We start from the raw sequence: 13,512 nt of genomic DNA on the forward strand, positions 1-13,512 counted from the left end.
ACAGCCTGCCCCTGCCAGTATCCAGTACATTTGCTACGAGCTTGATGAATGTCGATCCAGCACTCGATAAAGTACCTCTGATGGAGCAGCCTGGCCCCCTCCTACCCCTTTACGAGGTACTTTATTCCGCTGCAGATTTTGAACAGGTTTACCAGACGACTGTCTATATAAGACAGAAAGTTGACGATCTGGCTCAAGGGCTTGAACTAACGCCACTTCCCCTGAATGCAGGACAAGCTGCCGGAGATGTGCTCCACGGCGTTAGTAACACGATCGGCAACGTTGGGGATTTGGTCAGGAATAATCCGGACAACCCTTACCCCATTAGCAGCACGCTTACCGATCTGACAGGCAGCCTGGTCAATGCAACAGGCGCCCTGCTTCAAGGTAGTGTTCAAGCACCTGCCAACAACGGGCTGCTCAATGGTCTGGTAAACAACAATCCTGGCAACACAAATCTTCTCTCCCCCGTCACCAATCTGGTCAACGCTGCGGGCGGGGACTTAATTAACACCAACACAAGCAATGACGGCCTGCTTGCTCCGGTCGGCAATCTGCTGGGCGGACTGGCAGGCGGCTTGCCCATTACACCAGACAGCAATAATGGTTTGTTGACGCCTGTCACAGGCTTGCTGGGCAATATCTCGACCAGCCCCGTAAATAAGGCGCAGGCATCACTGCCTGCGGACAGTTCCACAACAACAGCAGCCAATGGCGGTTTGCTGGGCCCCGTCACTGGTCTGCTCAGCGGACTGCTGGGTGGCGCACCACATTAAGGATGTGTGCGTATGCCAGACAAACAGACACTGACCAGGACCTGGATCGACACCGATCCTCCGGATACGGTGCTGTCAGGGCATATGCGAGGCGACATTGTGCGCATGATGGTGCGTCAGTTCGATGTCTATATGGAAGCCAACAAACACGAACTGGCACAAGAAGCGGGCCTGAGCCTGAACGAATACAAGGCAATGGAGTTTGTACTGGAGCTCAAACACTTGTCGCCGGGCAGGCTGGCTCAGCTCCTGCACCTTAGCCCTAGTGGTAACCACGCCCTGATTACCCGGCTGGAGCACGCTGGTTATCTGACTCGCAAGCCACACCCTCGCGATGGACGCATGACTTGCCTCTACCCCAATCAGGAACGATGTAAACGCCTGATCGCCAATATGGAACACGCTGCGCAGCACATTATCAAGGCCACTGCTCAGCACAATCCGGGCCAACTGGCCGCCGTGCACGAGTTTTTGACCGGCAGCATCGGCCATCTCCGTCATGATGCGCTGCACAGACTCAAGCGCAAACCTGACTGAAGATCAGGGACCGGTTTCTTGCTGTTTTGCCCACCAGTACCCCTGGTGGGCTTTTTTTCGATGGTGCAGGACATTTGCGAGAGAAGTCGCCTACCCAGCCAAACGGCCCCATGCTACAAAAGACACTGGTCGGCTTGGCTGGCTTTTTCATCGCTAAAACCGTAAGGATGTGTTCATGAAACTCTCTGTACTGATTGCCGCCCTGCGCCTGCGCCATCTTGCAGGGGCTGCGCTGCTGTCCACTTCGCTGGCAGCCTATGCCCTACCCGCAGGTCTGGCCCAAGGCCCCTCTGTCGAAGGCGTCACTCAATACACGCTGGACAATGGCTTGCGCCTTGTTCTGGCCCCAGACGATTCCAAACCTACGACCACCGTCAACATGACCTACCTGGTCGGCTCGCGACACGAGAACTATGGGCAAACCGGCATGGCTCACCTTCTGGAGCATATGCTGTTTCGCGGCACCCCCACCTTGCGCAATGCGCTGGGAGAATTTTCCAAACGTGGTCTGGAAGCCAACGGCACCACCTCCAGCGACCGTACCAATTACTTTGCCAGCTTCGCCGCTGATCCCGAGACCCTGAAATGGTATCTGGACTGGCAAGCCGACGTGATGGTCAACGCTCTGATCGACAAGCAGGATCTGGAAGCGGAAATGCCCGTGGTGCGCAATGAAATGGAAAGCGGTGAAAACAGCCCTTTCCGTGTTCTGATGCAAAAGCTGACAGCCGCTGCGTACCAATGGCATAGCTATGGCAAGACCACGATTGGCGCCCGCTCCGACGTCGAAAACGTGGATATTGAACAGCTGCGCAAGTTCTACCACGACTACTATCAGCCCGATAATGCGGTGCTGTTTGTGACCGGGCAATTCGACACCGATCAGACTCTGGAGCACATAGCCAAGGCCTTTGGCTCCATCCCAAAACCGACTCGCACGCTGCGCCCCGAATACACGGTTGAACCCGTGCAAGACGGTACCCGCACAGTCACCTTGCGCCGTCACGGTGGTGCGCCCTTGATCATGTCGCTGTACCACCTGCCCAGCGCTGCCAGCCCGGAATACATGGACTTGAGCCTGGGCATCAGCGCCTTGGGCGATACCCCCAGCGGACAGTTGTACAAGAATCTGGTCAACAAGAACCTGGCTACCAGCGTATTCAGCTTTGATTCCGAAAGCCACGACCCAGGCTACGCCCTGTTTGGTGCCGAGCTGAAACCCGATATGGATCAGCAAAAGGCCTTGAAGGTCATGAATGACACGCTGGAAGGCCTGTCCAAGTCCCCGCTGAAAGATACGGATCTGGAACGCATCCGCAGCCAATGGATGACGGGCTGGACACAAACCTATGCCAACCCCTCCAGTCTGGCCAGCGCGCTATCCGAAGCCGCGGCCAGCGGCGACTGGCGTTTGTTCTTCCTGCAGCGCGACCGGGTCGAAGCCGCCAAGCTGCCTCAAGTTCAAAAGGCACTGGAAACCTGGCTGGTCGCCAGCAACCGCAGCAATGGCTTGTACATCCCCACAGAAAAACCGCTGCGTGCTCCTGAGGCCAGCACCGTTGATGTGGCCAAGCTGGTACAGGACTACACCGGCAAGGATGGCGGCAAAACGGTAGAAGCCTTTGATCCTAGCCCTGCCAACATCATGGCCCGCACCGATCTGCAACCCTTGTCCTTGGGCAAGGATCTGGGCGAAGTGAAAATGGCCCTGCTGCCCAAGGGAACTCGCGCGGAACGCGTGGAGGCTCGCTTGTCCTTCAAGTTTGGTTCGCCTGATCAACTCAAGAACCAGACCGCTACCGCTGCAGCCGTCGCCAGCCTGCTGAGCACCGGTACCAAGAAACTGAACCGCGAACAGATTTCTGATCAGTTCACCGCCATGCAAACCCAGTTCAGCACCAGCGGCTCCAATGGTCGCTTGTACCTGAGCCTGTCCTCCAACCGCGAGAACCTGCCCAAAGCCATTGCTCTGGCGCTGGACGTGCTGCGCAACGCAAACTTCCCCGAGGACGAGCTGAAAAAATATCAGCAAGCCGTGGTCACCGATCTGAAATCGGCCAGCACCGAACCTGCTGCTTTGGCCAGCCAAGCGATTGAACGCTACACCAACCCATGGCCCAAGGACGATATCCGCTACACGCCCAGCTTTGAAGAAGGCATAGAGCGAGTCCAGGCGATTAACATCAAACAGGTGCGGGATTTCCATCAGAAATTCTACGGTACGGGTGATGTCGCCTTTAGCGCCGTGGGTGACTTTGACAAGGACGAGGTTCGCAAGGCTTTGGCCGATGGTTTGAAAGGCTGGCGCAAAGCCCCGACCTACCAGCGCCCGGACGATCCACTACAAACTGTGGCTCCCAAGGTCTTTGACATCAACACGCCGGACAAGGCAAATGCCTTCTATCTGGCGGACCTGGGCCTGAAACTGCAAGACAGCGATGCGGACTTTCCGGCTGTCTACCTGGCAAACTACTTGCTGGGCCTGTCTGAAACCTCGCGCCTGTGGAACCGCGTGCGCGTGGAGGACGGCTTGTCCTACAACGTACGCAGCCAGGTAGATGCGTCCAGCTATGAACCCAAGGGTTCGTGGACGGTCTACGCCATTCACGCTCCCAGCAATAGCGACAAGTTGAGCAAGACTATCGACGAGGTTCTGGCCCAAACACTGAAAGATGGCTTTAGCGAGCAAGAAGTCAAGGAAGGTGTGAATGCCTTGCTGAACTACCGCCGCTTGTCGCGCAGCCAGGACACCGTGGTCAGCAGTGCGTGGTTGAATTACCTGGACCTGGGCCGCAGCTTTGAATGGTCCGAGAAAATGGACCAGGATCTGCAAAAGCTCAATGCGGAGCAGGTCAATGCGGTTTTGCGCAAATACCTGAAACCCAAGGAAATGGTCGTAGCGATTGCCGCTGACCATGAGCGTCAACAGCAAGGTGCCGCCGCGCCAGCACCTGAAACCGCAGAACAGGCTCCGGTGACAGCGCCGGCTCCAGAGCCACTGGATGCCCAGCCTTGATCAAGCCAGCAACCCCGCTTGCCTGAACTTTGAACAGGCGCAAAAAAGCCCGGTACAAAAGTACCGGGCTTTTTACTTTCTACTTGGCGACTCCTTGCTGGAGCCCTGCCAGGATTCAGGAGAAGAAACCTTTCACCTTGTCCGTCCAGGATTCGCTTTTGGGCGAGTGCTTGACGCCACCATCGCTCAAGGCCTGTTCAAACTGACGCAGCAATTTCTTTTGCTCTTCGTTCAGACGTACAGGTGTCTCGATTTGAATGTGGCAGTACAAGTCACCGGGGTAGCTGGAACGCAAACCCTTGATACCCTTGCCGCGCAAGCGGAAGGTCTTGCCCACTTGGGTGCCTTCAGGGATGGTGATTTCGCCACGCCCTGTCAGGGTAGGCACTTCCACCGTTCCGCCCAAGGCCGCCGTGGTAAAGGGGATGGTCAGCTCGCAATGCAGGTCCTCGCCATCACGCTGGAAAATACCGTGCGGCTTGATGCGGATTTCCACATACAAGTCACCGGCAGGACCACCGTTAACGCCAGGCTCACCATTGCCGCTGGAGCGAATGCGCATGCCATCATCAATACCGGCTGGAATCTTGACCTGCAAAGTCTTGGTCTTCTTGACCTTGCCTTCGCCGTGACACACCACGCAGGGATCAGGAATTTCCTTGCCGCTACCGTGACAGGTCGGGCAGGTTTGCTGCATGCTGAAAATGCCTTGCTGCATACGGACCGCGCCACTACCTTGGCAAGTGCGGCAAGTCTGTGCAGAGGTACCGGGCTTGGCACCCGAACCCGAGCAGGTTTCGCAGTTTTCCCAGCTTGGTACACGAATTTCAGTATCAAAACCGGCTGCTGCCTGCTCCAGGCTGATATCCAGCGAATAGCGCAAGTCCGCGCCACGGTAAACCTGAGGGCCACCGCCACGACGTCCGCCGCCACCACCAAAGATTTCGCCAAATATATCGCCAAAGGCGTCTGCAAATCCGGCCCCGCCCATGCCGCCACCCATACCGCCCATGCCGGCATTGGGATCGACTCCGGCATGACCATAGCGGTCATAGGCTTCGCGTTTCTGTTCGTCGGACAGGATCTCGTACGCTTCCTTGGCTTCCTTGAACTTTTCCTCGGCGTCCTTGCTATCCGGATTACGGTCAGGGTGGAACTTCATGGCCAGCTTGCGATACGCCTTGCGGATTTCATCCTGCGTCGCATTTTTGGCCACACCGAGAATTTCGTATAAATCGCGTTTTGCCATGTTTGATTAACGACGTCCAAACGCCGCTGTTTGAATAATAATGCCCGATCTCCAGCGTATGCCGCCAAAGATCGGGCCAGGGAACCTTATTCAGGCTCGCAATTACTGATCGCGTTTGACTTCTTTAAAGTCAGCGTCGACCACGTTCTCGTCGGCGGGCTGCTGGGCTGTGCCTTCAGCACCTTCTTGTGCTGCGGCTTGAGCCTGCATGTCGGCGTACATCTTCTCGCCCAGTTTCTGCGAGGCCACACCCAGTGCTTCCACCTTGGCGTCGATGGCTTCCTTATCGCCTTCTTTCAGGGTTTCTTCCAGATCAGCGATGGCCTTTTCGATGGCTTCTTTCTCTGCCGCTTCCAGCTTGTCGCCGTAGTCCGTCATGGACTTGCGGGTAGAGTGAATCAAGGCTTCGGCCTGGTTGCGTGCAACAGCCAGCTCAGCGATGCGGTGGTCTTCTGCTGCGTTGACCTCGGCATCTTTCACCATGCGCTCGATCTCCTCGTCGGACAAACCGGAGTTTGCCTTGATGGTGATCTTGTTCTCTTTGCCTGTGCCCTTGTCTTTGGCGGACACGTGCAAGATACCGTTGGCGTCGATGTCGAAGGTCACTTCAATCTGTGGCAGGCCACGTGCTGCTGGTGGAATGCCTTCCAGGTTGAACTCGCCCAGAGCCTTGTTACCGGCAGCGATTTCACGCTCGCCCTGGAACACCTTGATGGTCACAGCAGGCTGGTTATCGTCAGCCGTGGAGAACACTTGCGAGTGACGCGTAGGAATCGTGGTGTTCTTCTGGATCATCTTGGTCATGACGCCACCCAGGGTTTCAATACCCAGGGACAGAGGAGTAACGTCCAACAGCAAGACGTCGGTACGATCGCCGGACAACACGGAACCTTGAATGGCTGCACCAGCGGCCACGGCTTCGTCCGGGTTGATGTCTTTACGCGGATCACGGCCAAAGAACTCTTTAACGCGCTCTTGCACCTTGGGCATACGGCTCATGCCGCCGACCAGGATCACGTCGTCGATTTCCGAAACCTTCACGCCCGCATCCTTGATGGCAACACGGCAAGGCTCGATCGTGCGTTCGATCAGGTCCTCGACCAGCGCTTCCAGCTTGGAGCGAGTGATCTTCAGGTTCAAGTGCTTGGGACCGGAAGCGTCTGCCGTGATGTAAGGCAGGTTGATCTCGGTCTGCTGCGTGGAAGACAGTTCGATCTTGGCTTTTTCAGCGGACTCTTTCAGGCGCTGCAAGGCCAGCACGTCTTTGGACAGATCAACGCCGCTTTCTTTCTTGAACTCGTCGATGATGTAGTCGATGATGCGCTTGTCAAAGTCTTCGCCACCCAGGAAGGTGTCACCGTTGGTGGAGAGCACTTCAAATTGCTTCTCACCGTCGATATCGGCGATTTCGATGATGGACACGTCAAACGTACCGCCACCCAAGTCGTACACAGCGATCTTGCGATCACCCTTGTCAGCCTTGTCCAGACCAAAAGCCAAAGCTGCGGCGGTAGGCTCGTTGATGATGCGCTTGACTTCCAGACCGGCAATGCGGCCTGCATCCTTGGTTGCCTGACGCTGGCTGTCGTTAAAGTAAGCAGGCACGGTAATCACGGCCTCGGTTACTTCTTCGCCCAGGTAGTCTTCGGCAGTTTTCTTCATTTTGCGCAAGATGTCGGCGGACACTTGCTGAGGTGCCATCTTCTTGCCTTGAGCTTCCACCCATGCGTCGCCGTTGTCGGCGGCAGTGATGGTGTAAGGCACGTGCTCGATGTCTGTCTGAACTGCCTTTTCAGTGAACTTACGACCGATCAAGCGCTTGACAGCGAAGATAGTGTTGGTGGGGTTGGTGACAGCCTGGCGTTTGGCAGGAGCGCCAACCAGGATTTCGCCATCCTGCATGTAAGCCACGATGGAAGGGGTCGTACGACCGCCTTCGGCATTTTCGATAATACGAACCTGGTCGCCATCCAACACCGATACACAGCTATTGGTGGTTCCAAGGTCAATACCAATGATTTTGCCCATGATTTTTTACCTGACTAAAAGATTGATTGCGAAAGCAAATTATTTGATGAAATGCATATGGGGAACTCTGCGTGCATTTCAAGAGCAATGGCCTTATTTTTTTACTGTGCAAGCGGCTGATCCGAAAAAGCAGTCAAAAACGCCTTAATTCCGAACAGCCTGCGCGCACAGACAGGCTGGCTCTATTACTTGGGGGCCGACACCATCACCAAGGCCGGACGCAGCACGCGATCCGAAATGGTGTAGCCCTTTTGCAGCAACTGAGCCACTGCGCCTTCTTCAAACTCCGAAGGTACGGCCGAAATGGCTTGGTGCAGGTGCGGATCAAACTTGTCACCGGCTTGTGGAGCCACTTCTTTCAGGTTGTTGCGCTCAAAAGCCTTGTTCAGTTGACGCAAGGTAGTTTCCACGCCTTCTTTCCAGGCGTCCGTGCTTTGCTCGGTCTGGGCCAGAGCCGCTTCCAGGCTGTCACGCACGGGAATCAGGCTTTCAGCAAAGGACTCGGTGCCGAACTTGCGGGCTTTAGAGACATCATCCTCCGCACGGCGGCGAATGTTTTCCACCTCGGCCTTGGCACGCAGCAGCTGGTCGTAGTACTGCGACACTTTTTCCTGGGCCTGAGCCAACTCGGTGGCCAGATCAGCCGAACTTTCTTCGGGCTGCTGAGCCAAAATCTCTGGCTGCTCGTGCTCGGGGGTGCCCTGTTGTGCCTGTTCAGGCGTGTTTTCCGTCACTTCCCCGTCCAGAGGCTTATTGGGATCGGCATGTGTAGCCATTCGATGTATCTCCACTACAGAATTCGTTGATCGCATAAAAATGGGGGCATCTGCCCCCAGTTCAAGACCCGCCTGCATATTTTGCTGGCCAGCCCCTTGGAAAACGTCCAATACCGCTATCCGGCTGGCACCAGACGGCTGGGCAGCCAGCCTCCCAGATGCTGCACGGCCAGCCGTCCCAGGCCCTCAATCCATTGCGGATCGTCATTCAGGCAAGGTATGTAATGGAACTCGCGGCCACCTTCTTCCAGGAAAGCGTCGCGGCATTCCACCTGGATTTCTTCCAGCGTCTCCAGACAATCGGCCAGAAAACCGGGGCAGACGGCATCCACACGCCCCACCCCCTGCTTGCCCCATTCGCGCAAGGTGGGCTCGGTATAGGGTTCCAGCCAGCGCTGCGCGCCAAAGCGACTTTGAAATGCCATATGCACTTCTACGGCAGGCTCATCCAGCGCCGCACGCAAGGCATCCGCCGTTTCACGGCAGTCACGGTAATAGGGGTCGCCCAACTCCACGCAGCGGCGCGGCAAACCGTGAAAGCTCAATAACAGACGCTCTGGCTTGCCATGTTTATCCCAGTAGCGGCGTATCTGTGCCGCCAGCGGGCCAATGTAGTCCGGGTGCGTATGGTAACGCTTGAGGAAGCGCAGCTCAGGTTGATTGCGCTGTTTTCCAAGGTGCTCCGCCACGCAATCCACCGCCGTAGCCGTGGTGCTGGCTGCATACTGCGGATACAGGGGCAAGCTCAAGATTCGCTCGCAACCCGCTGCTTTCAATTTATCCAGACCACTGGCAATGGACGGGTTGCCATAACGCATACCCAGCTCCACCTTCACATCATGGCCTTGCGATTGCAGCAGCTCTTGCAGGCCATCTGCCTGTGCCTGGCTGTAGACCAGCAAGGGCGCGCCTTGTGGCAACCAGATATCCTTGTAGCGCGGTGCCAGCTTGCTGGGGCGGCGCGGCAAGATGAACAGACGCAGAATGATCTGCCAGAGCGGCTGCGGGATTTCAATGACACGGGGATCAGACAGGAATTCCCCCAGGTAGCGGCGAATGGACGCAGCATCGGGCTGGTCCGGCGTACCCAGATTGACCAGCAAGATACCGATGGGCCCGGCCTCGCGTACCGGAGCCTGATCATTGAACATATCGGCGTCCTGCGCTTCGGGCAAATAAGGAGAAGCAAACAACTTGGGCATGATGATTAGTACGTTAGACAGCCTGATTGCCTTCAGCCCAACAACAGACTGAAGGTCCAGACCTTAACTGGCAGAGTGATGGCTCAGGGCATTGGATAATAGCCGGGCCGTAATGTCCACGATAGGAATCACACGATCATACGCCATCCGCGATGGCCCGATCACACCCAGCGTCCCCACGACCTTGCCATCCACGCCATACGGCGCCGTAATGACGGACACATCATCCAAAGGCAAAAGCTGCGAATCCCCACCGATATAAATTTGCACGCCATCGGCCTGACTGGAGACATCGAGCAAGTGCAGCAGATCGGTTTTCTTCTCGAACAAGGAAAACAGACGGCGCAAACGATCCATGTCCGCCACCATCTCGGTCACGTTCAAAAGCTTGCTTTCACCGGCGATGACCACAGCTTCTTCGCTATCGGGCTGATGGCTGCCCACATCCACCGCCTGTTGCATCAGACGCGAAATATCCGCCTGCAAGGAGCTGAGCTCCTGTGACAAGGCCAGCTTGACCGACTCGAAGGACATGCCCGAGAAATGCTGATTGAAAAAGTTGCTGGCCTCGACCAGCTCCTGCTCCAGATAGTCGCGCGGCACAAACAGGATGCGGTTTTGCACATCACCATCCGGCGTGACGATAATCAGCAACACACGTTTGTCAGACAGACGAATAAATTCAATTTGCCTGAAGGTCTGGGCTTTTTTCGGCGCCAGCACCACACCGGCAAACTGCGACAGATTCGACAGCAAGGAAGCGGCAGAACTGACGGCCCGGTTGGGTTCGTCAAAAGGCAGGTACTGGCTAAGATTACGTGCATCGGGCCGCTCGAAACGCTCGGCAGCCAGGAGGCGATCCACAAACAGGCGATAGCCTTTGGGCGTAGGAATGCGCCCCGCCGAGGTGTGGGGGCTATGAATCAGGCCCAGGCCTTCCAGCTCGGCCATCACATTACGAATCGTGGCCGGGGAAAAATCAAAAATGGTCGATAAGGTACGGGACCCTACCGGCTGACCATCGGCGATGTAACGCTCGATCAGCACCTTCAACAAGGCATTTGCTCTGTCATCCATGTCGCGTACGTCACTTAAAAACACCAGCTCTGCATGATAAAGGGGAGAATCTTACAGCCAAGCCTAGAGTGGCAACTCTATAATCCACTGATCGCCATTATTTCATCAATCATAAGGTTTTCGCCCCATGCATTTCAAAACGGTTGCCATTGTTGGCAGATACCAGGACTCCGGCTTGGATGCGCCCATCCGATCGCTGGCTAAAACCCTGGTCAACACTGGTTGCTCGGTGCTGCTTGAGGCCACAACCGCCCAGAATGCCGGTATTACCGAATTCCCCATCGGCGATTATGCCCAAATTGGCGAGCGCGCCGATCTGGCTATCGTGATGGGCGGGGATGGCACCATGATAGGCGCTGCGCGCGAATTAGCCCACAGCAAGGTTCCCCTGATCGGGATCAACCACGGCCGCCTGGGCTTCATTACCGACATTCCCCTGGATGACGCCAACGACGCCTTGCTGCGCGTGCTGAAAGGCGAATACGACATTGAAGAGCGCTCCATGCTGGAAGGCCGCGTGGTGCGTGACGGGCAAGTGCTGTATTCAGGCGTGGCCCTGAACGATGTGGTCATCAACCGTGCCGGGCGCGGCGGCATGATCGAGCTGCGTGTCGAGCTTGACGGCGTATTCATGTACCGCCAGCGCTCCGACGGCCTGATCATCTCCACCCCCACGGGCTCCACGGCCTATGCGCTGGCGGCTAGTGGTCCCTTGCTGCACCCTTCCCTGAAGGCATTTTTGCTGGTCCCCGTTGCTCCGCAAACCCTGTCGCACCGCCCTATCGTGCTACCCGACACAGGCACCCTGAACTTGACCATTACGGCCCTGGGCCGGGTGGAATCGGGTGGCAGCGTGCACTTTGACATGCAAACCTGGTCGGACTGTCAGCAGGGAGACCGCATCGACGTGCGTCGCTCCCAGGACACCATTCGCTTTATCCATCCCAAGGGCTACAGCTTTTTTTCCACCCTGCGTCAGAAGCTGGGCTGGAATCACATCCCTTTGCCTAACGACGAAAACGAATAAACCCCTATGCTCCGTACCCTGCACGTTCGAGACTTTGTGATCGTGGATCAAGCCACGATTGATTTCGACTCCGGCTTCACGGTTTTTTCCGGGGAGACCGGCGCTGGTAAATCCATTCTGATTGACGCGCTCTCCCTGGTGCTGGGGGCACGCGGCGATGCCAAAGCCATCCGCGAGGGCTGTCCGCGCACTGAAGTCAGCGCGCACTTCGATTGTGAACAAGACATTCAAAGCTGGCTGCGCGAGCGTGACTTCGATGTCGCGGACGAGTTGATCTTGCGTCGACTGATCGACCTGCAAGGTCGCAACCGCAGCTACATCAATGGCAGCGCTGCAACCCTGACGCAGTTGCGCGAACTGGGTGAATTGCTGGTGGATATCCACGGCCAGCACGCTCATCAAAGTCTGATGAACCCTCAAAGCCAATACGATCTGCTCGACAGCCAAGGCGGCCATTTACCCCTGGCGCGCCAAGTGGCGCAGTCCTGGCAGCAATTGAGCCAGGCACGCAAAGCCGTCGAACAGGCCAGTCAAAGTGCTGAGCAGGGCAAACGAGAGCAGGAGCGTCTGGAGTGGCAGATCAACGAGCTGTCCAGTCTGAATCTGCGTGCAGGTGAATGGGACCAGTTGCAACAAGAGCACACCCGCCTGTCCCACGCCCAGGCCTTGATTGATGGCAGTGCCTTGGCCCTGACGGCTCTGGATGGCGAGGAAACCTCGGTACAGCAACTGCTGGGCAAAGCCAGCCACGAAATGAGCGCCCTGCTGCGTCATGACCCAGGCCTGCAAGCGATTGTGGATGCCTTGGAGTCGGCACAAATTGCCGTCACCGAAGCAGCTTCGGACTTGAACAGTTATCTAAGCGATATGGAGCTGGACCCCGAGCGTCTGGCGCAGGCAGAAGAACGGGTTTCTGCCATTTTCAGTGCCGCACGCAAGCTGAAAGTGGAGCCCGAAGAACTGCCCAGCCTGCTGGAAACCTGGCAGGAACAGTTGGCACAGCTGCAACAGTCTTTTGATCTGGAAGCCCTGCAAGCCAAGGCTCAGCAGGCTGAAAAGCAGTACCAAGAGCTAAGTAGCAAGCTAAGTGCCGCAAGACGCAAAACCAGTGTGCAACTGAGTAAACAGGTCAGCCAGGCGATGCAGTCCATGGCCATGCAAGGCGGTCGCTTCGAGGTCGCCCTGACCGCTTGCGCGCCCCAGGTTCACGGCGCAGAGCAGGTGGAGTTTCTGGTGGCTGGTCACGAAGGGGTAACACCACGTCCGCTGGCCAAAGTGGCCTCGGGTGGTGAGCTGGCCCGAATTTCATTGGCACTGTCTGTTATCGCCAGCCAGGCAGCGCGCGTGCCTACCTTGATTTTTGACGAGGTGGATACGGGTGTCGGTGGCGCGGTGGCCGAAGTGGTGGGACGCTTGCTGCAAGAGTTGGGGGCACGTCATCAGGTCTTGTGTGTGACCCACCTGCCCCAAGTAGCCGCCTGCGGCAACCATCATTTGAAAGTCGAGAAAACGACCGAGCAAGGTCAGACCTTTTCCTCTATCCGTCCTTTGACGCAAGACGAACGCGTGGACGAAATCGCCCGCATGCTGGGTGGTCTGGAAATTACACAAACAACGCGTGAACATGCGCGGGAAATGCTGGCACGTCAGCGTTAAGCAATTTTGAAACGCAAGCTAAACCACCAGCGCCGAGGCAGCTGGTGGTTTTTTTTGTATCCAATCGTGAGGCCCTGTGATCCGGATCTGATTGTTCTTTGAATTTTCAGGATGCCGCCCTGGCTATCCTGCCCCCAATCATCAGATCCCGCACCGGCGGACCCTCTA

10 protein-coding genes are annotated in these 13,512 nt (G+C 56.7%); 5 read left to right on the forward strand and 5 right to left on the reverse strand.

Annotation, left to right across the window (positions count from 1 at the left end):
- Positions 1–44 precede the first annotated feature (44 nt).
- The 3 genes from NBV64_RS13640 (at position 45) to NBV64_RS13650 (ending at position 4,329) form a co-directional block, all read left to right on the forward strand.
- Positions 45–776, forward strand: coding sequence for a hypothetical protein (locus NBV64_RS13640; protein WP_250755943.1), 732 nt, complete (start codon positions 45–47; stop codon positions 774–776).
- 12 nt (positions 777–788) lie between these two features.
- Positions 789–1,313 carry a MarR family winged helix-turn-helix transcriptional regulator gene (locus NBV64_RS13645; RefSeq protein WP_250755944.1) on the forward strand — a complete coding sequence of 175 codons (525 nt, stop codon included), beginning with the start codon at positions 789–791 and terminating at the stop codon, positions 1,311–1,313.
- A gap of 175 nt (positions 1,314–1,488) precedes the next feature.
- Positions 1,489–4,329: a M16 family metallopeptidase gene (locus NBV64_RS13650; RefSeq protein WP_250755945.1), complete on the forward strand. Its 2,841-nt coding sequence runs from the start codon at positions 1,489–1,491 to the stop codon at positions 4,327–4,329.
- Positions 4,330–4,444: 115 nt separating this feature from the next.
- Here NBV64_RS13650 and dnaJ read toward each other — a convergent pair whose 3' ends face one another.
- The 5 genes from dnaJ to hrcA all read right to left on the reverse strand — a co-directional run bounded on the left by dnaJ (position 4,445) and on the right by hrcA (position 10,661).
- Positions 4,445–5,578: a molecular chaperone DnaJ gene (gene dnaJ / locus NBV64_RS13655; RefSeq protein ID WP_009459542.1), complete on the reverse strand. Its 1,134-nt coding sequence runs from the start codon at positions 5,576–5,578 to the stop codon at positions 4,445–4,447.
- Positions 5,579–5,680: 102 nt separating this feature from the next.
- Complete coding sequence (gene dnaK, locus NBV64_RS13660) at positions 5,681–7,606, reverse strand: molecular chaperone DnaK (protein ID WP_009459544.1); 1,926 nt, start codon at positions 7,604–7,606, stop codon at positions 5,681–5,683.
- 185 nt (positions 7,607–7,791) lie between these two features.
- Positions 7,792–8,382, reverse strand: coding sequence for a nucleotide exchange factor GrpE (grpE, locus tag NBV64_RS13665; protein WP_009459546.1), 591 nt, complete (start codon positions 8,380–8,382; stop codon positions 7,792–7,794).
- Between the two features lie 116 nt (positions 8,383–8,498).
- Positions 8,499–9,584: a ferrochelatase gene (gene hemH, locus NBV64_RS13670; protein WP_009459548.1), complete on the reverse strand. Its 1,086-nt coding sequence runs from the start codon at positions 9,582–9,584 to the stop codon at positions 8,499–8,501.
- Between the two features lie 63 nt (positions 9,585–9,647).
- On the reverse strand, positions 9,648–10,661 hold the full coding sequence (gene hrcA / locus NBV64_RS13675) for a heat-inducible transcriptional repressor HrcA (protein WP_009459549.1): 1,014 nt from the start codon (positions 10,659–10,661) through the stop codon (positions 9,648–9,650).
- Positions 10,662–10,788: 127 nt separating this feature from the next.
- Here hrcA and NBV64_RS13680 point away from each other — a divergent pair, with 127 nt between their 5' ends.
- The gene (locus tag NBV64_RS13680; protein WP_009459550.1) at positions 10,789–11,688 is read left to right on the forward strand and encodes an NAD kinase; all 900 of its coding nucleotides are present in this window, start codon (positions 10,789–10,791) and stop codon (positions 11,686–11,688) included.
- 6 nt (positions 11,689–11,694) lie between these two features.
- Entirely contained in the window at positions 11,695–13,344 is a 1,650-nt protein-coding gene (gene recN / locus NBV64_RS13685; RefSeq protein WP_250755946.1) for a DNA repair protein RecN, read from the forward strand.
- Positions 13,345–13,512 lie beyond the last annotated feature (168 nt).

This window comes from Alcaligenes sp. DN25 (assembly GCF_023674485.1).
In the GTDB taxonomy this organism is placed as follows: domain Bacteria; phylum Pseudomonadota; class Gammaproteobacteria; order Burkholderiales; family Burkholderiaceae_B; genus Alcaligenes; species Alcaligenes phenolicus.

Bases quoted from the DNA above. Each gene is read 5' to 3' on its own strand.
- NBV64_RS13650 (WP_250755945.1), top strand. From the start codon at position 1,489: ATGAAACTCTCTGTACTGATTGCCGCCCTGCGCCTGCGCCATCTTGCA.
- dnaJ (WP_009459542.1), bottom strand. From the start codon at position 5,578: ATGGCAAAACGCGATTTATACGAAATTCTCGGTGTGGCCAAAAATGCG.
- NBV64_RS13640 (WP_250755943.1), top strand. From the start codon at position 45: ATGAATGTCGATCCAGCACTCGATAAAGTACCTCTGATGGAGCAGCCT.
- recN (WP_250755946.1), top strand. From the start codon at position 11,695: ATGCTCCGTACCCTGCACGTTCGAGACTTTGTGATCGTGGATCAAGCC.
- hemH (WP_009459548.1), bottom strand. From the start codon at position 9,584: ATGCCCAAGTTGTTTGCTTCTCCTTATTTGCCCGAAGCGCAGGACGCC.
- NBV64_RS13645 (WP_250755944.1), top strand. From the start codon at position 789: ATGCCAGACAAACAGACACTGACCAGGACCTGGATCGACACCGATCCT.
- dnaK (WP_009459544.1), bottom strand. From the start codon at position 7,606: ATGGGCAAAATCATTGGTATTGACCTTGGAACCACCAATAGCTGTGTA.
- grpE (WP_009459546.1), bottom strand. From the start codon at position 8,382: ATGGCTACACATGCCGATCCCAATAAGCCTCTGGACGGGGAAGTGACG.
- hrcA (WP_009459549.1), bottom strand. From the start codon at position 10,661: ATGGATGACAGAGCAAATGCCTTGTTGAAGGTGCTGATCGAGCGTTAC.
- NBV64_RS13680 (WP_009459550.1), top strand. From the start codon at position 10,789: ATGCATTTCAAAACGGTTGCCATTGTTGGCAGATACCAGGACTCCGGC.